Here is a 23,535-nt window from a genome sequence, read left to right as displayed (position 1 = left end):
CGTGCGGTGACTATCCAACCAATCAATGCGAAGGGAATCCCTTATGAAGATCCTTCTTGTTTGCGCAGCTGGTCTGTCTACAAGCATTCTGATGAAGAAACTCGAGAAATATGCGGAGCAAAACGGCATCGAGCTCGATATCGATGCGGTGGGTATCGGCGAGTATCAGGAGACGTGCGCCAATTATGACGTGCTGCTCTTGGGGCCGCAGGTGTCCTACCAGCTCAACACCGTCAAGCAGGGGAGCGGTAAGCCGACCGCGGTCATCCCCGCACAGGACTACGGCATGGGCAACGCCGCCAACGTGCTGGCACTCGCCCAGTCGCTGTTGGGTTAGGAGGCGACCATGGAGAAGTTCATGACCCTGCTTCAGGAAAAACTGACCCCTATCGCCAATTTCTGCGGCACCGAGCGCCACTTTGCCTCCATGCAAAAGGGCTTTATGAGCGCGATCAGCTTCATCTTGGTATCTGCCGTCTTTATGATCCTCGCCAACCCGCCGGTCACGGCCGACCTGGTGGCGCAGGGCGGGTTCTGGTCCGTCTTTGGCCCTTGGCTCGATTTTGCGACGGCCAATAAGCTCACGCTGCTCATCCCCTTCAATATGACGATGGGCATACTGTCGGTGATCGTGACGTTCGCAATCGCATATAACCTGGCGGGCACCTACAAGATGCCCAAGCTTAACGCCGGCATGACCTCGCTGGTGATGTTCCTGATCGCCGCGGCGCCGTCGTCCTACTACCAGCTTGCTGACGAGTCCGTGCTCCAGGCGGTCCCCTGCACCTATCTGGGTGCGCAGGGCCTGTTTACCGCCATCATCGTTGCCTTGGTCTCCGTCGAGGTCACGCGCTTCTGCCAGACCAAGGGCATCACCATCAAGATGCCCGATGGCGTGCCGCCGTTTTTGTCCGAAACCTTTGGCGCCATCGTACCTATGCTCGCCAACATCCTCATCTTCTTTGGCGGCAACCTGCTGATCCAGATGATCGATCCCGCGCTGTCCATCCCCTCGGTTATCGAGAAGCTGCTCGCTGCCCCGCTTTCCGTCGCAGTTGACTCTGTGCCCGGCGCACTGCTTATCTGCTTCATGACGCTGCTGTTTTGGTGCTTTGGCGTCCACGGCAACATGATCGTAATGCCCATCACCGCCCCGGTCTCGCTTGCCGCCTTTGCCGCCAACGCCTCGCTCTATGCTGCCGGGCAGCCGCTTGAGTTCCACCCGGTGCTCATGTCGTTGGCCATCAACCTCATCGGCGGCACGGGTAATACGTTCTCTTTTGTGGCGCTCTGCGCGTTTAGGGCAAAGTCGCAGCAGCTCAAGGCATTTGGCAGGGCATCGATCGTGCCGAGCTTCTTCCGTATCTCCGAGCCCGCGATCTTCGGCGCGCCCATCATCTTCAACCCGATCCTCATGATTCCGTTTGTGCTAGGCGGCATGATCTCGGCCCTGCTGTATTGGGGTGCGGTCTCACTGGGTCTTGTCTCTAACTTCTACATCTTGGTGAGCGGCACGTTCCCCATCTTCGTTCAGGGCTTTGTCCAGTGCCTCGACCCGCGCATCTGGGTGTTTACGATCGTTTTGATCGTGGTCATGGCTGTGGTCTGGTACCCGTTCTTTAAGGTGTACGATAACCAGCTCCTGGCTCAGGAGCAGGAGAACGCCGCGGCAGCTTCTGCCGAGGATGCTGAGTAGCATGAGTTACTTTGACAGAACGTCTGCCGCCGGTATGCCCGAGGGCTTTTTGTGGGGTGGTGCCCTCGCCGCCAACCAGGCCGAAGGGGGCTGGAACGAGGGCGGCCGCGGCATGTCGCACTCCGACCTGATCCCACAGGGTTCCGACCGCTGGGATGTAATGTTTGGCAGGCAAAAGCCCGTGGACGATCCGGACAGGCTGTATCCATGCCGCTGGGGCAACGACTTCTTCCATCATTGGCACGAGGATGTCGAGCTTTTTGCCGAGATGGGCTTTAAGTGCCTGCGTCTTTCAATTTGCTGGAGCCGTATTTTTCCCACAGGGATGGAGGCCGAGCCCAACGGCGAGGGCTTGGAGTTTTACCGTCAGGTATTCGAGGCGCTGCGCGAGCATGGAATCGAGCCGCTTGTGACGCTGTCGCACTACGACTATCCGTTGGCTCTGGTCGAGCGCTATGGTGGCTGGCAAAGCCGAGAGATGATCGAGCGGTATGCGCACTACGTCGAGACCGTCGGACGCGCGTACCAGGGCCTCGTGCGTTATTGGCTTACGTTCAACGAGATCAACAGCGTGGCGCTGTCCTATCTCAACGCGGGTGTCACGCTCGAGGATGAGCGTGACCGTGCGGCCGTGACTGCGGCGTTCTCGCACCATATGTTTATGGCAAGCGCTCGCGCTGTCGAGATTCTGCACAAGATCGATCCCGCAAACAAGGTGGGTTGCATGGTCGCTGCCGGTGCGACCTATCCGTACCGTTGTGCGCCCGAGGACGTATGGCTTGCGTATGAGGAGGACCGCGGCCGCTACTTCTACACAGACGTGATGGCTGCGGGCGCCTATCCTGCTTGGAAGCTGCGTGCACTCGAGAAAGAGGGTGTTCACGTGCCCTTTGAGCCGGGCGATACGGAGTATCTGGCAGAGCATACGGTCGACTTCATCTCGTTCTCGTACTATTGCTCGCGCTTGGTGTGCGCCGATGATCAGGTGATCGCCGAGAAGGCGGAGGGCAACGTGTTCCCGACGTTGCGCAATCCGTACCTCAAGGATAAAGAGACTGCCTGGAAGTGGCAGATCGATGCGCTGGGTTTGCGCGTGACGCTTGCCGGCTACCACGATCGTTACCATCTTCCGCTCTTTATCGCCGAGAACGGTGTGGGCGGACTCGATGCGCTGGAAGACGGCAAAGTCCACGATGCGTATCATATTGATTACCTGCGAAGGCATATTGTTGCGCTGCGCGATGCAATTGTCGAGGACGGTGTTGACCTGATGGGATACACGCCGTGGGGCTGCATCGATTTGGTGTCGGCCTCGACGGGGCAGATGAAGAAGCGCTATGGCTTTGTTTATGTCGATGCCGATGATATGGGCAAAGGCACGTTCGATCGCTACCGAAAGGACAGCTTCTGCTGGTACCAAAAGGTCATTGCATCAAATGGCGAGGACTTGAGTTAACTCTTGCAGGTCTGTTGCCCCCGCGGTCCGCTTCGGCCGCGGGGGCTTTTGTTATTGAGGCGGCTGTTCATGAGGAGCATTGCAGGCTGCGGAAACCCGGCACTTGGGGACGTTCCTTTCCTGCCGGCAGCTTGGGACAGTCCTTAAAGGCCGCATCGATCAACTGCGGAAAGCACATCCCAGAATGAGCGTCCAACATGGGGTGCGGTTTCCCTTGAGGCCCTCAATCGGAAAATGCATCCCGGATTATTGTCGAAAAGCGGTCCCTAGTTTCCCAAACGGGCCGCTAACGGAAAGCGCACCCCGCTATTGGGCCCCAAAGCAGGATGCGCTTTCCGTGCTGGCAGTTCCAAGCAGTTCGGGATGGCCCTTTTCGTCTGCTCTCGGCCGGCGTCCGTAAGACTGTCCCCGACGACCACTCATTTAAGTCTGTCCCCAATGAGTCCCCAATGACTAGTAGTAGGCCCACATGGCTTCGACTTCGTTAAGGACTTCTACGACGCCCCAGCGGCGGGCGCTGCGGCTGGCCGAGTTGGGGTCGTAGACGCCAATCTGGTCGGCGTCGTCAATACCGTAAAGCACAATGTAGTGGCCCACGTTGGTAAAGGTGCCCGGCCGAACGGCGGCGATGACGGGCGCTCCCGAACGCAGCGCCTGAGTCATCGAGTCGCGATCGTTATGGAGCTCCGTTCCGTTAAGTCCCAACTGCCATGCGCCGCTCGTCATAAACGACCATTCGGTTGCGCCGGTGGGGGCGTAATTGCCCGCCTCGGAAAGCGCGCACATATCGACGGGGGTCATATCGGTGCGTCCCGTCTTAAAGATATAGACCATGGTGAGGCACGTGGGCCCGCAGGCATTTTGGCGGATGGTGCCGCCGGCGTAAGGCAGCTCCGACCACGCAGGGTCGATCTGATAGATATGGGGCATCGTGCCGGCTTGCCATTGCGAGCGCGGGGTCGAAAAGGCGAAAGAATAACCGGGCGCGACGGGGGCCTTGAGCAGCTTGTCCTCGGCGGTGGGCTCGAGACCGGCCGAGCCGTGGGACATACAGGAGCTCATAAGCACAAAGACCAGACAGGTGAGGATAGAGCACAGTGCGAGGCGAAGTCGACGGGCCGGCAGGGCGGGGGCATTCGCGTGCGATGTCGAGCGGTAAGGCTTGCCGTCGCGTCCGCCTTGGGGATGCGAAAAGAAGCGGTCGATATGGATGCCGGGCTGACGTACGCCGTTGCGGCGCAGCTGCGGAACCTCGGCCTGACGCTGTCGAGTGCGCGCGCCCAAGCGGCTATCTTGCTGCGCGCTTGTGCCCATGCTCGGACGGCCACTCTGCCGCGTTCTGCTTGTCTGCTGCCGAGACGAAGGCCTGGGTTGCTCTTGAGGACGTTGCGGATTGCCGCTCGTGGCACTTCTGGGCGTCGGCGTGGTACGGCCAGCAAGGCGAACGCTTTGTCGCCGTTGATCACCGTCGTTGTATCCGTATGCCATTCGTACCGCCTTGTCTCATGTATAACCTATCTATCCTACAAAAAAGCTGTGCAACAAATGGGTCTGCGCGTCAAAAGCTCGGTAAACGGTACGAAAGGCGCAAAACACACGGCCTCAAAAACATCTCTATATGCGTCCGATGAGCGTACGCCCGTCGGACGGGCGGCAACAATGAGCGGCAAACCGTGCCGTTCGTCCCAAAAACGACGCCGCTCGTTTTGCAGTTCTGCCTTCGGTCGAGCTACAAGCGGAGCTGCTGCGCCAAGGCCGTATTGTAAAGCCACGAAATAAAAGAGCGCGGCAAAACAGACCGCGCAAGGGGTGACGTCAAGGGGCGTCAAAAAGGAAAGGAGGGGAACAATGGCGGACAAGAACGCAGAAGTTGCAGTCGAGGACAACGGCGGTATGAAGAAAACGCTTTCGCTCTGGAACTTCTTCACCATCGGTTTCGGTGCCATCATCGGCACCGGTTGGGTTCTGCAGGTCGGCGACTGGATGGTCGTGGGCGGCGGTCCCGTTCCCGCTATGATCGCATTCCTCTTGGGTGCAATCTTCCTCGTGCCCGTCGGAGCTGTTTTCGGTGAGCTCACGGCTGCGATCCCCATCTCGGGCGGCATCGTCGAGTATGTCGACCGTAGCTTTGGCCGTACGCTGAGCTACATCACCGGTTGGCTTTTGGCCCTGGGCAACGGTATCCTGTGCCCGTGGGAGGCCATCGCCATTTCGACCCTCGTGTCTGAGATGTTCGGCAGCCTGCCCGGTCTTGAGTGGCTGCGCGCCGTCAAGCTCTACACCATCCTGGGCGCCGACGTTTACCTGTTCCCGACGCTGATCGCGCTCGGCTTCGCAGCCTACGTCATCTTCCTCAACTTCCGCGGCGCCAGCTCGGCCGCCAAGCTCCAGGCCTTCCTGACCAAGGCTCTGCTCTGCGGCATGCTGCTCGCCATGGGCGTCTCGCTGTTCACCGGCTCGCCGGACAATGCCATGCCCGTGTTCTCCCAGGTCACCGGCGCTGGCGGCGGCAAGGCCGCTACCGAGGGCGCCAGCCTGTTCGCCGGCATCGTGTCGGTCCTGGTTCTGACCCCGTTCTTCTACGCCGGTTTCGACACCATTCCTCAGCAGGCTGAGGAAGCAGCCGAGGGCCTCAACTGGAACAAGTTCGGCAAGATCATCTCCCTGGCCCTGCTGGCCGCCGGCGGCTTCTACATGGTCTGCATCTACTCGTTCGGCACCATCCTCGACTGGCATGAGTTTGTTAAGAGCCCGGTTCCCGCGCTTGCCTGCCTCAAGGGTATCAACATGCTCCTGTACCTGGCCATGCTCGTCATCGCCACGCTTGGACCCATGGGCCCGATGAACTCCTTCTACGGCGCCACGAGCCGCATCATGCTCGCCATGGGCCGCAAGGGCCAACTGCCCGAGAAGTTCGCCGAGGTCGACCCCAAGTCCGGCGCTCCCAAGCTCGCCTGCGTCGTTCTGGGCGTCATCACCGTCATCGGTCCGTTCCTGGGCAAGAACATGCTCATCCCTCTGACCAACGTGTCGGCTCTCGCCTTCATCTTCTCCTGCGGTATGGTCGCCCTCGCCTGCCTGCGCATGCGCTTCACCGAGCCCGACCTGCCTCGTCCCTACGAGGTGCCCGGCGGCAAGTTTGGCATCGGCCTCGCTATCGCTGCCTGCGCCATCATCATCGGCCTGCTCGTGATTCCGTTCTCTCCCGCCTCCCTCAACATGGTGGAGTGGAGCATCGTGATCGGTTGGTTGGCTATTGGCCTGGCCCTCATGGCTTTCACCAATTCCCGCAAAAAGTAACGCCTAGCCGGGGCGGATCGGGTGCGCGGAATCCTCTCTCCCGCGCACCGAACCCGGCACCACTTGGGTAGCTTTGTGAGGCCTTAACCCAACACGGCCTCGCCCACTATATGATCCATAAGGAGGAACCATGTCCACTAAGTATGCAATCGTTGGCGGCAAGCTCATCGACGGCACCGGTGCCGAGCCGGTCGAGAACTCCCTCGTTCTCGTCGACGACAACGGCAAGATCGAGTACGCCGGCGCTATGCAGGACCTTCCCGAGGGCGTTGAGGTCATCGACGCCGCCGGCAAGACCGTCCTTCCCGGCCTGATCGACACCCACCTGCACTTCTCGGGCAACCTGACCGACGATGACACCGATTGGGTCATGCAGCCGCTCCTCGAGAAGCAGGCCGTCGCCGTCAAGCAGGCCTACGACTGCCTCACCCACGGCCTCACCACCGTCTGCGAGATCGGCCGCTTTGGTATCCAGATCCGTGACTGCATCGACAAGGGCGTCTTTAAGGGTCCGCGCGTTCTGGCCACCGGCCTCGGCTTCTGCCGCGTTGCCGGCCACGGTGACTCCCACCACTGCACCCAGGAGCTCAACAAGGAATCTCATCCCTGGGGCGACCAGGTCGACGGTCCTTGGGATCTGCGCAAGGCCGTCCGTCGTCGCCTGCGCGAGAACCCCGATGCCATCAAGATCTGGGCTACCGGTGGCGGCATCTGGCGCTGGGACTCCGGTCGCGACCAGCACTACTGCTCCGAGGAGATCCAGGCCGTGGTCGAAGAGGCAAAGATGGTCGGCATCCCCGTGTGGAGCCACTGCTACAACAACCACGCCGCTGCCTACGATTCCGTTCGTTTTGGCTGCGAGCAGCTGATTCACGGTTTCGATATCGATGAGCGCACCATGGACCTCATGGCCGAGCAGGGCACCTTCTTCACCCCGACGATCGCCTTCCTGCCCACCTGGTACGCCACCTATCCGCCCGTCTACGTCCCCGAGCTGCACGACAAGTACGAGGGCACCCTGGTCGAGAAGGAGCTGCAGCGCAACTACGACTGCCTGCGCGAGGCCAAGAAGCGCGGCGTTGTCATGACGATCGGCTCCGACTCCTTCTCCTTCGTCACCCCGTACGGCACCTGCTCCATCGAGGAGATGTACGAGTTCGTCGACAAGATCGGCTTCACCCCGGTCGAGACCATCACCTGCGCCACCCTCAACGGTGCCAAGATGTGCCACATCGAGGACGAGACCGGTTCCATCGAGGCCGGCAAGTGCGCCGACCTGCTGGTCGTCAACGGTGACGTCGCCGCCGACATCCACGTGCTCAACACCGACAACATGGACGTCATCATGAAGGACGGCTGGATTGTCGAGGGCGGCACCTTCGGCGAGGCAAACAAGTACAGCGCCTAAGCTACCGTTCATCGATGGCTTGATGTAAAACACAGTATTTGATTGCATAATGCAATGGAGAGGGTCGCTTGCGGCCCTCTTTATTGCTATGGGGTGCGTCGGTAAGAAGGAGATGACGGTGGATCTCAATAGGCTGATTCTGGGCAAGAGCTACAACTCTACCAAGGTCTTTCGTACCGCTCAGCATGTGGTTCAAGCCATCTTGCTCGGTATTGTCGTTCCGCTGCTTATCCTGCTGCTCATCTGGGATCTAACCGATAATCCCAATCCCGTTCCGGCCGTTGTCGTCATTGCCGGCTTGGTCATGCTGTGCTTCTTCTTCTCGTACGTCTTTGTCGTTCCCGACGACCTCACATCGAGCGCAACCGACCGCACGCTCGCCATCGCTTCAAAAATATTCGCCTACACGTCGCGCGGCCTTACGCCCGAAGCTGCCCTGGGCGCCTCTAAGATCATCCTGTCCGAAACTATCGCCTCTGCCATCTGCTTTACCGACGGCAAGCAGGTGTTGGCAAGCTGGGGCGAGGACTCGGCAAAATGCCCCGCGGGCACCCCGGTGGTGCTGCGGACTACGCTCAACGTGATCAACAGCGGTGAGCAAAGCGTGTTCTCGCGCGATGCCTCGACCGAGACAGGTGGCTACTTTCCGCGCCTGCGCGCCGGTATTGTCGCACCGCTTACCGTGCGCGGGCATTGCGTGGGCACGCTCGAGTTGTATTATCCCCGTCTGAGCAGCATCGATATGCGCCAGACGGCGCTTGCCTCGGGCTTTGCCGACCTCATTTCCACGCAGCTTGCGAGCTTTGAGCTCGAGCGCCAGGACGAGCTTACGGCCCGCGTGGAGCTGCGCGCCTTGCAATCGCAGGTCGATCCTCATTTTCTGTTTAACACCATCAGCACCATCGTGTCGCTCGTACGTACCGAGCCGGACAAGGCCAGGTCGCTGCTGATCGACTTTTCCAATTACTACCGTCAGACGCTTTCTGATTCCGATACCCTCACAACGCTCGAGCACGAGGTGGAACAGGGCACTCGCTATATCAATCTTATGCAGGCTCGTTATGGCGACGGCCGTCTGCGCGTCTCGGTCGATATCGACTTTGAGGTGCGCGATTGCATGGTGCCGCCGTTTATCTTGCAGCCGTTGCTCGAAAACTGCATCAAGCACGCGCAGCGCGAGACCGAGCCGCTTTCTATTCATGTTAGGGCTTTCGAGACCGATGACGGTTTGGAGATCATCGTCGAGGACGACGGCATCGGTATGAGCGAAGAAGTCTGCGCGCATCTGTTTGAGCAACATCGCCTGGAGGAGCCCGAGAGCATTACCGCCGACGGCTCCGTCAAGCGAGGTTGCGGCCTGGCGCTCTTCAACGTGCTTCAGCGCATCCATTTCTTTTACGGAGAAGATTCCGGCATGCGCGTGAAGTCCCAGGAGGGCGTGGGAACGCAGGTCATCGTCGAGCTGAACGGCGAGCCGCATGAGCCGGCGCCGTTGACGGCGTAGCACGCGGTTGGATTGAGAGAAAAAGAGGGGAAGCACATATGTCCGAAGGCTGGAACATCTTGGTGGTTGATGACGAACCTCCCATTAGGGCTGAGCTACGCTATCTGTTGGAAAAGGATACGCGTGTGGGCCAGATTGCCGAGGCGGGCAATGTCACCGAGGCCGTGGAGTCGATTCTCTCGAACAAGCCCAACGTGTTGTTTTTGGACATCACGATGCCCGGCCGCTCGGGAATTGAGCTTGCCGAGACGCTGCAGAACCTAAAGACGCCGCCGGTGGTTGTGTTTGTGACGGCGTTTGCCGAGTTTGCCGCCGATGCGTATAACCTCGATGCGGTCGACTATGTCGTCAAGCCGGTCGAGGACGCACGCCTGTCAAAGGCACTCGACAAGATCGAGGCAGCCTTGGGTGCCCGTCGTGTTATCCACGCTCCGCGCCAGCCTTTGCGTCTGACGGTGGACCGCGGGGGCAAAAAGGTGTTCATTCCCGCCGCAGACGTCTGCTACTTTGAGGCGCGCGCCGATTTTTGCAACGCCATCTGCGCCGAGGGAACGTACCTGATCAATGAGTCGATCTCTTCGCTCGAGCGTCGCTTGGTCTCCGAGGGCTTTATTCGCGTTCATCGCAGCTATCTGGTCAATTTGGAAGACGTGCACAATGTCGAGATCGGTTCCACGGGTCTTATGGAGCTCAGACTCGATCGCGTAACCTCGACGGTGCCCGTGTCCCGCCGTCGCGCTGCCGAGGTTAAAGCACACTTGGGGCTTGCGTAGACGGTCTGCGTGCCGTCGTTTACCATCGCAGGTTTGGCATGGGCGCGCGGTGGGCATAATGGGTGGCATCGAATGAAATCGAAAGGATCATTATGCCCGCGCTTATCACCCATCATCTGTTTGGCGAGGAAAGCATCGACCGTCTTCCGCAGGGCGTCATCACGTCCGACGAGGAGCGCATCGCCTTTATCCTGGGAAACCAAGGTCCCGACCCGTTCTTCTTCCACATGCTCACGCCGCGCATTTCCGACTGCATGTCGCTTGCTCAGGTCATGCACCGCTCGCGCATGTCGCGCCAGTTCTCGTGCCTGCGCGACGGCGTGTCGCACCTGCAGCCGCGCGATGCCAATCTGGGTCGCGCCTTTGCGCTGGGCCTGCTGTCGCACTATGTGCTCGATCGCAATGCCCATCCCTTTGTCTACGAGCAGCAGTTTGGCATTGTCGAGTCCGATCCCGAGCTCGAGGCTTCGGGCAGTCAAGTTCATGCCGTGCTCGAAAGCGACTTGGACGTGCTGATGCTGCAGCTCAAGCGCGATGGGGCTACGGTCGAGGATTATCCGCCGGCGGGCGAGATCGTCACCACCGACCGCATCAATCGCGTTGCCGGCGTGCTGATGAGCTACGTCGCCGGACGCGTGTACGGTATCGACATCCCGGCGGGGGAGTACGCCGGCGCCGTCTCGGACATGCAGCTGCTCTACCGCACTATCGAGCCGGCCGGTTCGGCCAAGACGCGCGCGATTGCCCTGCTCGAGGGCTTGGTGCACGATTATTCGCTGCTCGACGGCCTTGCGCACCGCGTGACGACCGAGCTGCCCGAGCGTACCGGAAATCTGGGCCACTTGGCATGGAAGAGCCCCTTTACCGATGAAGTCTCGACCGAGAGCTTCCCCGAGGTCTTTGACCGCGCACTGCTCGATTACGAGCTCACCGTCGCCCGCTTTATCGAGACCGGCGATATGGAAGCCGTGACCAACCACGTCAATTACAGCGGTCGCGTGCTCGGCGCCGACGAAGAGTTCGACCGCGAGGAGTAGGGCTCGTGCGTGCCCCTTTGCCGAATCCTTACCGGCGCCTCTGGACAATTGGGGTACGATGAACTAACTGCATATCGGGCGAATACGAAGGGGCCCTGTCCATGAAATACACCAAGCTCGAGCGTAACTGGGTTATGTACGATGTGGGCAACTCGGCCCTCGTGCTGCTCAATACCTCGGTGGTGCCCATCTACTTTAACGCCATCAATACCGGTGCTTCCTCGGCAGACCTGGTGGTCGCCTGGGGCAACGCGCAGACGATTGCCTCGCTGGTCATTGCCATGCTCATGCCCATTCTGGGCGCGCTTGCCGATTACGCCGGCAACAAGATTAAGTTCTTCTTGGGCTTCTTCCTCACGGGCCTGGTTCTTTGCCTGGCGCAGGCTATCCCCATGTCCGCCATGGCATTTTTGACCGTGTACGTGCTGTGCACTATCGGCCTTAACTCTTCTATGACATTCTACGACGCCATGCTGCCCGACATTACCACCGACGAGCGCATGGACGCCGTGTCCAGCTCGGGCTATGCCTGGGGCTACATCGGTTCCACCGTGCCGTTCATCATCTGCCTGGCGCTTATCATGGGTGGCCCCGCTCTTGGCGTCCCCACCATGCTGGCAACGCGTCTGTCGTTTGTCATCACTGGTGCCTGGTGGCTCATCTTTACCCTGCCGCTCATTCGCACCTATAAGCAAAAGTACGGTCGCGCGCGCGGTCCCCAGGATACCATCGGCCACATCGTGGGCGGCGTGTTCTCCGAGGTCGGACACACCATGCGCGAGATCGCCCACAACAAGCCCGTGCTGGTCTACATGATCGCGTTCTTCTTCTACATCGATGGTGTCCATACGGTCATCTCCATGGCAACCAGCTACGGATCGGCTCTGGGCATCGACTCGACCCAGCTGGTACTGGCACTGCTCGTTACGCAGTTCGTCGCTTTCCCGTCCGCCATCATCTACGGCAAGCTCGCCGGTCGCGTGGGCACGCTCAACATGATCATGGTGGCCGTCGCCGCCTACATGGGCATCGTGCTCTTTGCCGCGTTTTTCTTAAAGACCGCCTTTGAGTTTTGGGTGCTCGCCATTTTGGTCGGCTTGTTCCAAGGTGGCGTGCAGGCGCTCAGCCGCAGCTATTTTGGCCGCATCATCCCCAAGGAAAAGTCCAACGAGTACTACGGCTTCTTTGATATCTTTGGCCGCTACGCAAGCGTGATGGGCACCTTCCTGGTGTCGGTCGTCACCTCGCTGACCGGCAACCCGTCGCTGGGTGTCCTTTCCATCGGCGTGCTGCTGGTGCTTGGCTTTGCGCTGCTGGTCCGTCTGTCCCGCATGGCTCAGGCGGCGGCGTAAGGCAACCGGGCTCAGTACAGCAATTGGGCCTATCTGCAGTACTCTTTTGGAAGTAGCCGCATAAATCATTCTGACTTCCGAACAATGTTTAGCCCAAGTGGGTATGATGGAACCAGCTAGGTCGCGGGGCGTCGCCTGTGTTTGGCGGCGCCCCGTTTTTGTGTTGTAAGGAGGGCAAAGGTATGAACGCCACGGTTGTGATCCCAACATATTGGGCGGGCGATGATACCCAAGCAAACGCTCCCGGCACCTACGATCACTCGACGTCGCTCAATGCCGCCAACCCGGAGCTCGATCGCTGCCTGACTTCGCTCGAGCAGGTGCGCGACATTCCGCGCATCATTCTCTTGGTGGTCTGTCCGGTTTCTGCCACGTCCGACGTATCCCGTCGCGTGCGCGAAATCGTTAATGCGCATCCCACACTTAAGGTCACCATCGTTACCAATACTCAGGCTTCGCGTGTTGCCGACCGCGTGGCGCAGATTGCGCCCAAAGGCTCGGGCGAGTGCGTGAGCCTGCGCGGCTACGGCGCCATCCGCAACATGGGTCTTGCCTGCGCGGCGGTGCTGGGGCACGACGCGGTTGTGTTTTTGGATGACGACGAGACCGTCATCGATGCCGACTTTATGAAGCGTGCGACCTATGCACTGGGCCAACAGACGCGTCAGGGCCTGCCGATTTTAGTCAAGAGCGGATACTTTTACGATCGCGACGGGTCGCCGCTGGCTCCCACGGACAAAGCGGGCATTTGCCATCGCTGGTGGACCAAGCGTATCGAGTTCAATCGCTGGATGAAAAAGGCGCTCTCGGGCACCCGCATCTCGCGCTCCAATTACGTATGCGGCGGCCTGATGGCCCTGCACGCCCGCGCCTTTACACGCGTGGCCTTCGACCCGTTTATCACCCGCGGCGAGGATCTGGACTACCTGTTTAACATGCGCATGTTTGGCTACGACGTGTGGTTCGATAACGAGTGGACCGTGCGCCACCTGCCGCCCGAGTCCGAGAAGCGCTCGCCGCGCTTTATGCAGGACGTGTATCGTTGGTACTACGAGCGGGCCAAGCTGACGTTCGCTGCGCACCAAAAGGAGCTCATTCCGGTTACGGCCGCATCACTCATGCCCTATCCGGGTCCGTGGATCTCGCGCGAGCTCGACGACCGCGTGCGCAAGACTGCCATGGTCCGCAGCATGTTTACCCGCGAGCACGAGGGGTATCTGCGCATCTGGCGTCATGGTATTGACGAGGCCAAGACCTATGCCCGCCAAAACGCCGCAAGCTACTTGCGTTTTCAGAGTTTCTGGCCCAAGATCATGGACGAACTTTGGCGCGACGCACAGCTGATTAGCATCCTGGAGGGGGCTGAATGATCGACCGCCGCGCCCAGCGCGATAATTCAATTTCAATCTTTCGCATCATCGCCGTTGTCTGCGCCGTTTGCGTGTTGGTGTACTTTATCTTTGCCCTGGCGACTGGCATTGAGCCGATTGCCACGGTGATCGCCTGTGCGCTGCTGTGTATCTTCCTGTGCATCTTTATCTATTTGACGCTCAATCCCGATTCGGTGCGCTCCCAGTACACCGAGGAGACGCTCTCGGTTGCCTCGGCCATGCTCGAGGACATTAAGGGCGGCCTGACGCAGGAATCGGCGCTTTTGGTGTGCCGGCGTATTCTGCCCGAGACACGTGCCATGACCGTTGCCATCACCGATGAGAGCAACGTGCTGGCCTGCGCGGGCGAGTTCGAGGAAAAGCTGCTGCCCGATTCGCCCATCCATACGCTTGCCACGCGCTACGTCATTGAGCACGGCATCGTGCAGTCGTTCAACCGCGTGGTGGACGTGGTGGGTTCGGATGGCTCGCACAACCATGTTCCCGCCGGTATCATCGCGCCCATCAAGGTGGGCGACCGCACCGTCGGCACGCTCAAGTTCTACTACAAGACCCCGCGCGCCGTCGACCGTACCCAGTACGCGCTTGCCTCGGGCTTTGCCGAGATCTTGTCCACGCAGCTCGCCATCCACGAGCTCGAGGTGCAAAAGGAACTCACAGCGCGCGCCGAGGTGCGTGCGCTGCAGGCGCAGATTAACCCGCACTTCCTGTTCAACACGCTGAACACCATTGCATCGTTTACGCGCACCGATCCGCTGCGGGCCCGCGAACTGCTTCGTGAGTTCTCATCGTTCTATCGTGCCACGCTCGACAACTCGGGATCGCTTATTCCGGTCTCGCGCGAGGTTGCACAGACCAAGCGCTACCTTACCTTTGAGAAGGCCCGCTTTGGCGAGGACCGCGTGCTTGCGACGTTCGATGTGTCCGAGGACGTGGAAGATACGCTGGTGCCGGCGTTCGTGATCCAGCCGATTGTCGAGAACGCCGTACGTCATGGTATGGGCGATGACGACGCCCTGAGGATCGACGTGACCGTTCACCAAGACGGCGAGGATGCAATCTTGATTGCCGTGGCCGATAATGGCGTGGGCATGGATGAGGGTACCGCCGCCAGACTGTTTGACGAGCGCTCTGCCCGTCCCGACGCCAGCTCTCCCCAGGGTGGCGGCGCCGGTGTGGCCATGCACAATATTTCGGAGCGCATCCATCGCTTTTATGGGCCACACTCCTATACGCGTGTTGAATCGGCGCCGGGCAAGGGCACCAAAGTGCTTCTTCATCTTGATTTGTCAGAGAGCATCTTTGACATTCAAGAGTAAAATAAAAGGCTACGGGTTCAACGTCATGCGACGGATGCCCGGCGTAGTTAGTTGACGAAAGGTTTTATCCCTATGCTGCGTGCGATGATTGTGGATGATGAGGCGCCGGCTCGCTCGGAGCTTCGCTTCCTGCTCGAGCAAACGGGCAAGATCGGCACGATCACGGAGGCGTCGAGCGTCCGCTCCGCCATCGAGATGCTTATGGAAAGTCGCGTGGATGTCGTGTTTCTCGATATCTCGATGCCCGGTGCCTCGGGCCTGCAACTTGCCGAGGCGCTGCATAAGCTTAAAAATCCGCCGGCGATCGTGTTTGTGACTGCGTATAGCGACCATGCGGTCGAGGCATTCGACGTGGATGCCGTCGATTATCTGATGAAGCCGGTCGAGGAAGCTCGCTTGGATCGCGCGATTGAGAAGGTCATGCAGCGCGCCAAGCCGGTTACGGACAGCAAGGTGACCATCGAGCGTATCCCGGTGGAAAAGGGCGGCCGCAAGGTGCTCATTCCCGTGGACGACATTCGCTTTATCATGGCCAAGGACGATTACTCCTGCATCTATACCGTCGATGATCGCTTTTTGTCGACGACCTCGCTGGCGCAGTTTGAGGCCAAGCTCTGCGACTTTGGCTTCTTCCGTGTTCACCGCCGCTATATCGTCAACTTGGCGTGCGTCACGGACGTCGAGACGGTGCCCTCGGGCGCCATCCAGCTGGGCATTACGGGCGTCGACGAACGCGTGCCGGTTTCGCGCCGCCGCGTCGTGCCGCTTAAGAAGGCCCTGAGTCTCTAGCACACTGGCCCCGCAGCCCTGTAGACCTATCGTCTGCGGAGCCGTGGGGCCTTTTTGTATGTATCTGCCGAATCGTTTTTTTGCGGAAGGGATCCCATGAACAGTGCAAGCGCCAAGCGCATCGACATCATCTCGGACACCCACGGCTATCTTTCGCCTGCGCTCCTGGATGAGCTTGAGGGCGCAGACCTGATCATCCACGCTGGCGACCTCACGTCGGAGATGGACTACGAGCACCTATGCACCATCGCCCCCGTGCGGGCCGTACTGGGCAACAACGATTACTACCGCGACTACGGCCCCGATGTAGACCGTCTTGCACTCTTTACCTACGAAGGCCTCAAATTCGCCGTAGCCCACTACCGCGAAGACCTTCCGGTGGGATCCGTAGACGTAGCCATCAACGGCCACACCCACGTAACCAAAGAAGCCCAAGTGGGCCGTTGCTTAGTCCTCAACCCGGGCAGCGCCAGCTACCCCAGGGGCACCCGAGGCCCCACCATGGCCAGAATGCTAGTAAAAGACGGCAAGATCCTAAGCACCAAGTTTATTGATCTAGACTAACCGCAACAAAAGCGGGGGATGCACAATGCATCCCCCGCTTTCTTTAAGCCAAAGGCCGAAGTTCAACAAGATCCATCAGACCAACTCCGCCGAGGAGCACGCGGGCTAGCCGCGCAGCGGCGCACGTCCGCAAAACTGGTTGAATAATGTGACGGCAGGGAGGGTCTCCGGGGCTGAGGGCGGGGGTTAAGTTTGTCGCGAGTTCCGCACGCAAAGGAAAGCACTTAATGTGCTTTCCGTCTTGCGCAGGACTGTAGAGCAGTAAACTTAACCCCCGCCCTCAGCCCCGGAGACCCTCCCGGAGGGACCGAAAAATTTTTTTAAAAAAAGTTGTTGCGCGCCGGACAGACTTCTGTGTATACTAATCCCCGCAGCGCACGCGAGCGGAAACAAACGTGAACGTCTGCCTGGGGAGTTAGCTCAGTTTGGTTAGAGCGCCGGCCTGTCACGTCGGAGGTCGCGGGTTCGAGCCCCGTACTTCCCGCCAACGCAATTAAAGCCACGTCTTCGGACGTGGCTTTTTGCGTTTGATGCACTTTGTTTTGATAGAACGATCGCCCTGGTGCATCTTCGCCCAGAATCCCCGCGCCTTCGGGAACGCAAGTAAAATCTAATAAGTATATCTGTCTGAACAACAGCTTTGTTGCGCAACACCTGTTCTACGAGACAGGGGGTTAGGTTATACTAAATTGCACTGTGCGCCGCATTTGATGCATTTCGCTCCAAGCGCGGCACTCAGTGGATATCCGATTTACCATTTGGATGTCCTGGCGGTCATTTAGCGTCTCGACACAAGCTCGGCCCCGGAGCTCGTTCGAGCTGTTCGTATTCCTTGAAAGGGGAAAAATGGACATATCGAGGAAGACTGATTACGCCCTTCGTATGCTGGCGATGCTTGCTGAGGATCCGGAGTGTTTGCTTTCTGTTCGCACCGCTGCCGAAGAGGTCAATGTTCCGTATTCGTTTGCCCGCTCGATTCAGCACGGTTTGGTCCAGGCCGGTATTGTGGAGAGCCTGCGTGGCGCCCACGGTGGCATGCGTCTCAAGGTCAGTCCGGACGACGTCACTATCCGCCAGGTCGTCGAGGCCGTTCAGGGTCCTATGGTTATGAACGATTGCACCGCACCCGATGGCGACTGTGCACGCATGGGTATGTGCTGCTATCATCCCCTGTGGGCCGGAGCTCAAGCGTTGATGCGCGACTACCTCGATTCCGTTTCGCTGGGCGATATCGTTGCTCACCGCCAGTTCCCGGCCGTCGACCCCAAGTTTGCCGACCGCGATGCGTTTCCCGAGTACGCCGCCTGTGCGTGTGTTTGCCAGGAGAAATAACGCCGCATAAGGAGCATAGATATGATTCAGGACCCCTTTCGTTCGATGATTCGATCGGAAGGGGTCCTGCGCTATCGCGACCTTCCGTGGCGACGTACGCGTGACCCGTACATTATTTGGCTCTCCGAGGTCATGCTGCAGCAGACGCAGGTGCCGCGCGTGGAGACACGCATGCCGGCGTGGCTCGAGCGCTTTCCGACTGTGCAGGCACTTGCGCAGGCAGCACCCTCGGACGTTTTGGACGCTTGGCAGGGCATGGGCTACAACCGTCGTGCTCTGGCACTTCACAGGGCCGCACAGCAGCTTGTAGAGGACTGGGGCGGGGAGTTCCCGCGCGAGACGCGCGATCTGGTCGCCCTGCCCGGTATTGGGCCGGCGACGGCGCAGGGCATTCGGTCGTTCGCATTCGATCTTCCGGGCGTGTATCTGGAGACCAACGTGCGCACGGTCTTTCTGCACCATTTCTTTCCCGACGTGCCGGCTGTTCCCGATCGCGAGCTGGTGCCGCTGATTCAGGCGGCCTGCCCGGCGACTCCCGGTGCGACGGCGGACGAGATTGCCCCCTTTGCCATGCCTCAAGACGACGCCGACACGCCGCGTGCGTGGTATTACGCGCTGCTGGATTATGGCGCGTATCTTAAGAAGGCGTTGCCCAATCCGTCTAGGCGATCGGCGGGCTATAGTCGCCAGTCCAAGTTTGAGGGCTCGCGTCGTCAAAAGCGCGCCCACATCGTGCGTATGCTGTTGGCTGCGCGCGATGGACAGCCTGCGGGCATCACGCTCGATGCCGCCATGGCAGGCGTTAACGAGATGGAGGAGGCGGCGGGCCGCGCGCCGATCGGGCGTGATTTGATTGCAAGCATTCTTGCCGACCTGGAACGCGAGGGATTCTGCCGTGTCGAGGGCAATCGCTGGCTGAGCGTCTAGCTCGCTTGAATTTGAAGAACGGGATTGTAAGGTTTAGATTCTCGGCATGGGGGCATCCTAAAGATAGGGCCGCTCGAAGCCTACGGGCGGCATGTGATGAAGGGAAGTACACCTATGGATTTTGAGAATTCCCAAACCAAGAAGAACCTCGAGGCCGCTTTTGCCGGCGAGTCGCAGGCGCATACCAAGTATCGCTACTATGCATCCAAGGCCAAGAAGGACGGCTACGTTCAGATCTCGAATATCTTTGCCGAGACCGCGGGCAACGAGTCCGAGCACGCTAAGCTGTGGTTTAAGTATCTACACGACGGTGCCGTTCCCGACACCCTGGACAATCTGCGCGATGCCGCCGCAGGAGAGAACTACGAGTGGACCACGATGTACGACGAGTTCGCCAAGACCGCCGAGGAGGAGGGCTTTGTCGAGATCGCCGAGAAGTTCCGCGGTGTCGCCGCCGTCGAGAAGGCCCACGAGGAGCGCTACAACAAACTCGTCGAGCGCATCGAGTCGGGCGAGGTGTTTGAGCGTGAGGGCGTGAAGGTGTGGAAGTGCCTGAACTGCGGGCACCTGCACGTTGGTGCCGAGGCGCCTGAGGTGTGCCCGGTGTGTAACCATCCGAAGGCGTACTTTGAGGAGCAGGTGGTGAACTACTAGCGCTTGGCGCTAACGTGAGCTGGGCCGGGAGGGCCGGACTACCTTCCCTCCTCGCTCACGGCTTCGCAGGGTCGCGTTGAGGGAAGGTAGTCCGGCCCTCCCGGCCCGCTTTGGGTCGTCGCGTGCTCGCTACAGAAAAGCTGATAAAAAAGTTTGTGTGCCGCCCCTTATGGGGCGGCACGTTTTTGTGGGGGCCGGTTGGGGCGGTGACGTTGCTTAGAGGGTGCACTGGGTAGCGTTGGCTATTCGTTTCCTCTTGTGAGGTGTTGGTTATGGGTAAGAAGTCTCGGGCTCGGGTTGCTGCGGCGGGAACTCGCAAGGATCCTGGTCGTCGGGTTGCCGAGGGTAAAAAGGCCGATCGTGCCGAGAAGGACAAGAAAGTCGGCGCGCATGCTCATCCTGAGTGGGCGCCCCATTTGAATTCGGCTCGTGAGGATTTGACTGCCAAGTTGTTTACTCTGGTCGAGGTAATTTTGGGCGTGGTGCCCCTTGTGGTTATCGGTTTATTTTTGGCTTCGAAGGACGCTACGAGTGTCGATAAACTCACCGAGGTCTTTTCGCAAGAGCCCTCGATGGTGGTCACGTTTATTTCTGCGTGCTTGCAGCCGTTTGTGGCGTACATGCTGTATATGGTCTACCGCAAATACTGCGAGGGCGACGCTGGTTTTGTCGCCGGCAACCTGATCAGTCTTTTGTGCTCCGAGATCCTACTGCTCAATATCCCGGGCGTCATCGGTATGGGCATCTTGCTGTGGCGTGTTTGGCGCAACGTTGCCCCGCACTTTGAGAGCTGGCTGTTTGAGCGCCGTGCAATGGGCGTGCTGGCAGACATCGCGGGCTCGCTCGTGATTCTAGCCTTGGCGTTTATGTGCGCCACCGCCGCCCGAGGTCTCGCGGGCATGTAGTCTGTCCTCACCGACCACGGAGCGCAGGGCGGGGAAACCCCTCCCTTTTGCTCACGGCTTCGCAGGGTCGCGCGAGGCAAAGGTTTCCCCGCCCTGCGCTCCGGCGTTGAGTCGTCGCGTGCTCGTTACAGAAAAGCTGATAATAAGTTTGTGTGCCGCCCCTTTGGGGCGGCACTTTTTGTGTGGGGTTCCGGTCTCCACAATTTCCGTCAAGCTTTTGGTTAGGTTTTGGTCGGTTGGCGCAAGAGCGGAAGGGCAAAAGATTGCTGGCGAAAAAAGCTCAAAGAAAGTGCTGGTAGGCGAGTTGTTGAGCTTTTTGACAGTTTTCTGACAAAAGAATCTTTGCGGCTATTGCCGGCAATTGCGTTGTCGCGGTCATGGCGGTGCGGGATGCTGGTCGTAAGCGTCGAATGCTCCGATTTTGGAGGCCAGCATGGATCTGTTTCTTGAGACTCCGCAGCAACAAGCTGAGCGCATGCTGCGTCAGCAGCAACGACTCATGGAGATGCAAATGCAGGGGGCGGCAGCCCAGCCCCCTGCGCAAAATGCCACGCCTGCGGTTTCGCCTGCGGGCGAATCGGCACCAGAGGCCTATTCCGTACAGCAAGATTCATATGCGCAGGAGCTCGCGTTCGACAAGCGTCGTGCGCGTCGTCGCCGCGTGGGCCAGCACCTGCGCACATTGGCGATGATCGTGCTCATCCCGCTGGGGCTTGCGGTCATCTTTTTGGCGTCGTATGCCCTCACGTGCATCCTCAACGGCGCATCGCCCAACGAGGTGCTCCAACATCTAACGGCCCTGGGCCAGCGCCTAGGCGACGTCATAACAACCATCCGCGCCGGCTGGGAGAGTTAGCGTTTGTCGCATTAGGACTTCGAGGGTGTAGGGATTGTCGCCACGAGTAGAATCCTTGCATCCTGTTGGTCCTGTCGTGCGACTGAATAGTATTATTGAAGATGAATAATAATAGAAAATGCCATGTTAAGGTACTTAACGACATCCTTGGAGAATCTGGCGTCGTCGCCTTCGGAGCGAAGCTATCAAGAGATGGTCTGTGCATACAGGCAATACAAAAAGGAGGTACTCGGTTGAATCTGACCTTTGAGGGATTCTTAAAAGGCTATTGCCGAGAACTATCCGGACAGCAGTCGCTGAGTTTTAGAAAATTGGTTGAGCAGGCGACGACGGATGCGCCGCGCGTGGCGGAGCCTCTGTTTTTGCTCGCTTTGGCGCAAGGAAAAGCCGAATACGTTCTGGGCTTATCCGAGGGCTCGTGGATGGAACAGGATTACCGAGACGTTTTATCCTTGTACGGCCAAGCGGGTAGCATGACGTCTCTATGCGCTAAAAGTGAGCTCCCTAATCGTTATGCCAACGTTTGGCGTGCGTATAGAGCAGTGAAGGAAAAGCCGGCGGCCGATAGAAGGGTGAACGCCCTGATGAGAAAGAAAACGCTGGAAGCATTGGAGGAATCGGGTGTAACGCGCTATGGCCTTTGCCGTGCTCTGCGCCTGAATAAAGGAAACGTATACGCATACTTGGCCGGCGATGACTCAAAGGTGAGCAGGAAAACGGCGCGCCGCATTATGGAATATGCGGAGGGGAGGGGCACCCAAGAAGGGGCCGGGCACCCGGTGTGTGTGACGGGGTAAGATTGATCGCGGTTTTGATTGGTGCTCGATTGGGTTTGTTGGGCGGAGTTTATGTCTGCTATTGATATTGTGCTTGTTGTGATCGCCTTGGTGGCGGTGGGGGTTGCTGTGGCTTGCGCCCTCCAGCTCAAGAGCCTGCGTGCCGAATTGCGGGAGCGTGGCGACAGTAGCGCGGAAACGCTGGCAGCACTCGAGCAGGCCAACAACGCGCTCGATGCCCTGAACGTCGCGCTGGCCGAAACTCGCCGCACGGCCAATGCCATCGCGCGGCAGCAGACGACAGATGCGGCCGTGGAGCAGCAACGTTACCTGACCATCGCACGTGAGTTTTCGCAAGCTGGTGACCGGATGGATGACCTGCGTCGCGAGACGGCCCAACAGCTCGGTGCCAACCGCGAGGGCATCGAGCACCGCCTGGACAAGGTGCGCGAGACGGTCGATGCCCAGCTGGGTGCTATCCGCAAAGACAACAACGTGCAACTCGATCAGATGCGCGCGACGGTGGACGAGAAGCTTTCCCGCACGCTCAACGATCGCCTGTCGGCATCGTTTAAGCAGGTGAGCGACCAGCTCGAGGCCGTGTACAAGGGCCTGGGCGACATGCAGTCCATCGCCACCGGCGTGGGCGACCTTAAGCGCGTGCTGGGCAACGTGAAGGCGCGTGGCATTTTGGGCGAGGTGCAGCTGGGTGCAATTCTGGCGGACATCCTTACACCCGACCAGTATCTGGAAAGCGTCGCCACCAAGCCCGGCGCCTCGGAGCGCGTTGAGTTTGCCGTCAAGCTGCCGGTGGACGAGGGCGACCCCGTGCTGCTGCCGATTGACTCCAAGTTTCCGGGCGACGCGTACGAGCACTTGCTCGACGCGCAGGAGTCGGGTGACGCTGAGGCCGTCGCCGCAGCGCGCAAGACGCTCGACACCATGGTCAAGCGCGAGGCCAAGGATATCTGCGAAAAGTACCTGAGTGTGCCGGCAACGACCAACTTTGGCATCATGTTCGTGCCGTTTGAAGGACTGTACGCCGAGGTCGTCAGCCGCCCCGGGCTTATCGAGACCCTGGGCCGCGACTATCACGTCAACGTTGCCGGCCCCAGCACCATGGCAGCCATTCTCAACAGCCTGCAGATGAGTTACCAAACGTTTAAGCTGCAAAAACGCACCGACGATGTACTGCGAGTGCTCTCCGCCGTCAAGGCCGAGCTGCCGCGCTATCAAAAGGCGCTGCGCCGCGCCCAGCAGCAGATCGAGACCGCGGGCAAAACGGTCGAGGGCATTATCACCACGCGCACCAACGTCATGGAGCGCAAACTCAAGGATATCGACGCGCTGGAAGATGCCGAGGAGGCCGACGAGATCTTGGGGCCCACATCCGCGGAGCTGCTCGCAGACCAAAAAGACGAGGACTAATTGCATCTGACGGCGGAGCGCCTGCGCAAGCACGGCGCGGGCGCTTTTCGCATCGCGCTTGTCTGAAG

General features: G+C 59.5%; 21 protein-coding genes and 1 tRNA gene. 21 read left to right on the top strand and 1 reads right to left on the bottom strand.

What is annotated here, in order from left to right:
- The first annotated feature begins 43 nt into the window (after window positions 1-43).
- From AB5767_RS04540 to AB5767_RS04530, 3 genes are read left to right on the top strand one after another with little or no spacing between them, the layout of a single operon-like run.
- On the top strand, window positions 44-337 hold the full coding sequence (locus AB5767_RS04540) for a PTS sugar transporter subunit IIB (RefSeq protein ID WP_117648560.1): 294 nt from the start codon (window positions 44-46) through the stop codon (window positions 335-337).
- A 9-nt stretch (window positions 338-346) separates the two neighbouring features.
- Window positions 347-1,696 (top strand): PTS sugar transporter subunit IIC, encoded by a 1,350-nt coding sequence (locus AB5767_RS04535; protein ID WP_117776361.1) that lies wholly within the window; start codon window positions 347-349, stop codon window positions 1,694-1,696.
- Window position 1,697: 1 nt separating this feature from the next.
- Window positions 1,698-3,152, top strand: a complete 1,455-nt coding sequence (locus tag AB5767_RS04530) for a family 1 glycosylhydrolase (RefSeq protein ID WP_368132368.1) — start codon at window positions 1,698-1,700, stop codon at window positions 3,150-3,152.
- Between the two features lie 453 nt (window positions 3,153-3,605).
- Here the strand turns inward: AB5767_RS04530 and AB5767_RS04525 are convergent, their stop codons facing one another.
- Window positions 3,606-4,466: a C39 family peptidase gene (locus tag AB5767_RS04525; RefSeq protein WP_368132367.1), complete on the bottom strand. Its 861-nt coding sequence runs from the start codon at window positions 4,464-4,466 to the stop codon at window positions 3,606-3,608.
- Window positions 4,467-5,000: 534 nt separating this feature from the next.
- Here AB5767_RS04525 and AB5767_RS04520 point away from each other — a divergent pair.
- From AB5767_RS04520 to AB5767_RS04435, 18 genes are all read left to right on the top strand, one after another.
- Window positions 5,001-6,452, top strand: a complete 1,452-nt coding sequence (locus tag AB5767_RS04520; RefSeq protein WP_055310077.1) for an APC family permease — start codon at window positions 5,001-5,003, stop codon at window positions 6,450-6,452.
- 130 nt (window positions 6,453-6,582) lie between these two features.
- Window positions 6,583-7,860 (top strand): metal-dependent hydrolase family protein, encoded by a 1,278-nt coding sequence (locus AB5767_RS04515; RefSeq protein ID WP_368131916.1) that lies wholly within the window; start codon window positions 6,583-6,585, stop codon window positions 7,858-7,860.
- A gap of 112 nt (window positions 7,861-7,972) precedes the next feature.
- The gene (locus AB5767_RS04510) at window positions 7,973-9,364 is read left to right on the top strand and encodes a sensor histidine kinase (RefSeq protein ID WP_117786915.1); all 1,392 of its coding nucleotides are present in this window, start codon (window positions 7,973-7,975) and stop codon (window positions 9,362-9,364) included.
- Between the two features lie 38 nt (window positions 9,365-9,402).
- Window positions 9,403-10,137: a LytR/AlgR family response regulator transcription factor gene (locus tag AB5767_RS04505; protein ID WP_006235161.1), complete on the top strand. Its 735-nt coding sequence runs from the start codon at window positions 9,403-9,405 to the stop codon at window positions 10,135-10,137.
- Window positions 10,138-10,229: 92 nt separating this feature from the next.
- Window positions 10,230-11,174, top strand: coding sequence for a zinc dependent phospholipase C family protein (locus tag AB5767_RS04500; protein ID WP_368131915.1), 945 nt, complete (start codon window positions 10,230-10,232; stop codon window positions 11,172-11,174).
- A gap of 101 nt (window positions 11,175-11,275) precedes the next feature.
- Window positions 11,276-12,526, top strand: a complete 1,251-nt coding sequence (locus AB5767_RS04495) for an MFS transporter (RefSeq protein WP_368131914.1) — start codon at window positions 11,276-11,278, stop codon at window positions 12,524-12,526.
- Window positions 12,527-12,708: 182 nt separating this feature from the next.
- Window positions 12,709-13,896 (top strand): glycosyltransferase, encoded by a 1,188-nt coding sequence (locus AB5767_RS04490; RefSeq protein WP_368131913.1) that lies wholly within the window; start codon window positions 12,709-12,711, stop codon window positions 13,894-13,896.
- The gene (locus AB5767_RS04485) at window positions 13,893-15,236 is read left to right on the top strand and encodes a histidine kinase (protein WP_368131912.1); all 1,344 of its coding nucleotides are present in this window, start codon (window positions 13,893-13,895) and stop codon (window positions 15,234-15,236) included. The genes AB5767_RS04490 and AB5767_RS04485 overlap by 4 nt, the downstream gene beginning before the upstream one ends.
- Window positions 15,237-15,308: 72 nt before the next feature.
- Window positions 15,309-16,025, top strand: a complete 717-nt coding sequence (locus tag AB5767_RS04480) for a LytR/AlgR family response regulator transcription factor (protein ID WP_006235156.1) — start codon at window positions 15,309-15,311, stop codon at window positions 16,023-16,025.
- Between the two features lie 96 nt (window positions 16,026-16,121).
- On the top strand, window positions 16,122-16,589 hold the full coding sequence (locus tag AB5767_RS04475) for a YfcE family phosphodiesterase (protein WP_117584170.1): 468 nt from the start codon (window positions 16,122-16,124) through the stop codon (window positions 16,587-16,589).
- 409 nt (window positions 16,590-16,998) lie between these two features.
- A tRNA-Asp gene (locus tag AB5767_RS04470) sits at window positions 16,999-17,076 on the top strand.
- A 359-nt stretch (window positions 17,077-17,435) separates the two neighbouring features.
- Entirely contained in the window at window positions 17,436-17,921 is a 486-nt protein-coding gene (locus AB5767_RS04465; RefSeq protein WP_148345456.1) for an RrF2 family transcriptional regulator, read from the top strand.
- Between the two features lie 21 nt (window positions 17,922-17,942).
- Entirely contained in the window at window positions 17,943-18,848 is a 906-nt protein-coding gene (locus AB5767_RS04460; RefSeq protein ID WP_368131911.1) for an HhH-GPD family protein, read from the top strand.
- A 114-nt stretch (window positions 18,849-18,962) separates the two neighbouring features.
- Complete coding sequence (gene rbr, locus AB5767_RS04455; RefSeq protein ID WP_368131910.1) at window positions 18,963-19,502, top strand: rubrerythrin; 540 nt, start codon at window positions 18,963-18,965, stop codon at window positions 19,500-19,502.
- 272 nt (window positions 19,503-19,774) lie between these two features.
- Window positions 19,775-20,407 (top strand): hypothetical protein, encoded by a 633-nt coding sequence (locus tag AB5767_RS04450; RefSeq protein WP_368131909.1) that lies wholly within the window; start codon window positions 19,775-19,777, stop codon window positions 20,405-20,407.
- Between the two features lie 433 nt (window positions 20,408-20,840).
- Window positions 20,841-21,263, top strand: coding sequence for a hypothetical protein (locus AB5767_RS04445; protein WP_368131908.1), 423 nt, complete (start codon window positions 20,841-20,843; stop codon window positions 21,261-21,263).
- 233 nt (window positions 21,264-21,496) lie between these two features.
- A complete protein-coding gene (locus AB5767_RS04440) occupies window positions 21,497-22,060 on the top strand; it encodes a hypothetical protein (protein ID WP_368131907.1) in 564 nt (187 codons plus the stop codon).
- Window positions 22,061-22,111: 51 nt separating this feature from the next.
- On the top strand, window positions 22,112-23,467 hold the full coding sequence (locus AB5767_RS04435) for a DNA recombination protein RmuC (protein WP_368131906.1): 1,356 nt from the start codon (window positions 22,112-22,114) through the stop codon (window positions 23,465-23,467).
- Window positions 23,468-23,535 lie beyond the last annotated feature (68 nt).

It is taken from the genome of Collinsella aerofaciens (genome assembly GCF_040926265.1).
GTDB lineage: Bacteria > Actinomycetota > Coriobacteriia > Coriobacteriales > Coriobacteriaceae > Collinsella > Collinsella aerofaciens_BB.
Note: the sequence above shows the minus strand (reverse complement) of the source record. Positions and strands in the feature narration are given on the sequence as shown.

Coding starts and splice junctions, on each gene's coding strand:
- AB5767_RS04450 (WP_368131909.1), top strand. CDS start 19,775: ATGGGTAAGAAGTCTCGGGCTCGGGTTGCTGCGGCGGGAACTCGCAAG.
- AB5767_RS04480 (WP_006235156.1), top strand. CDS start 15,309: ATGCTGCGTGCGATGATTGTGGATGATGAGGCGCCGGCTCGCTCGGAG.
- AB5767_RS04435 (WP_368131906.1), top strand. CDS start 22,112: ATGTCTGCTATTGATATTGTGCTTGTTGTGATCGCCTTGGTGGCGGTG.
- AB5767_RS04510 (WP_117786915.1), top strand. CDS start 7,973: ATGACGGTGGATCTCAATAGGCTGATTCTGGGCAAGAGCTACAACTCT.
- AB5767_RS04475 (WP_117584170.1), top strand. CDS start 16,122: ATGAACAGTGCAAGCGCCAAGCGCATCGACATCATCTCGGACACCCAC.
- AB5767_RS04505 (WP_006235161.1), top strand. CDS start 9,403: ATGTCCGAAGGCTGGAACATCTTGGTGGTTGATGACGAACCTCCCATT.
- AB5767_RS04500 (WP_368131915.1), top strand. CDS start 10,230: ATGCCCGCGCTTATCACCCATCATCTGTTTGGCGAGGAAAGCATCGAC.
- AB5767_RS04460 (WP_368131911.1), top strand. CDS start 17,943: ATGATTCAGGACCCCTTTCGTTCGATGATTCGATCGGAAGGGGTCCTG.
- rbr (WP_368131910.1), top strand. CDS start 18,963: ATGGATTTTGAGAATTCCCAAACCAAGAAGAACCTCGAGGCCGCTTTT.
- AB5767_RS04515 (WP_368131916.1), top strand. CDS start 6,583: ATGTCCACTAAGTATGCAATCGTTGGCGGCAAGCTCATCGACGGCACC.
- AB5767_RS04535 (WP_117776361.1), top strand. CDS start 347: ATGGAGAAGTTCATGACCCTGCTTCAGGAAAAACTGACCCCTATCGCC.
- AB5767_RS04495 (WP_368131914.1), top strand. CDS start 11,276: ATGAAATACACCAAGCTCGAGCGTAACTGGGTTATGTACGATGTGGGC.
- AB5767_RS04445 (WP_368131908.1), top strand. CDS start 20,841: ATGGATCTGTTTCTTGAGACTCCGCAGCAACAAGCTGAGCGCATGCTG.
- AB5767_RS04540 (WP_117648560.1), top strand. CDS start 44: ATGAAGATCCTTCTTGTTTGCGCAGCTGGTCTGTCTACAAGCATTCTG.
- AB5767_RS04485 (WP_368131912.1), top strand. CDS start 13,893: ATGATCGACCGCCGCGCCCAGCGCGATAATTCAATTTCAATCTTTCGC.
- AB5767_RS04465 (WP_148345456.1), top strand. CDS start 17,436: ATGGACATATCGAGGAAGACTGATTACGCCCTTCGTATGCTGGCGATG.
- AB5767_RS04520 (WP_055310077.1), top strand. CDS start 5,001: ATGGCGGACAAGAACGCAGAAGTTGCAGTCGAGGACAACGGCGGTATG.
- AB5767_RS04490 (WP_368131913.1), top strand. CDS start 12,709: ATGAACGCCACGGTTGTGATCCCAACATATTGGGCGGGCGATGATACC.
- AB5767_RS04530 (WP_368132368.1), top strand. CDS start 1,698: ATGAGTTACTTTGACAGAACGTCTGCCGCCGGTATGCCCGAGGGCTTT.
- AB5767_RS04525 (WP_368132367.1), bottom strand. CDS start 4,466: ATGGGCACAAGCGCGCAGCAAGATAGCCGCTTGGGCGCGCGCACTCGA.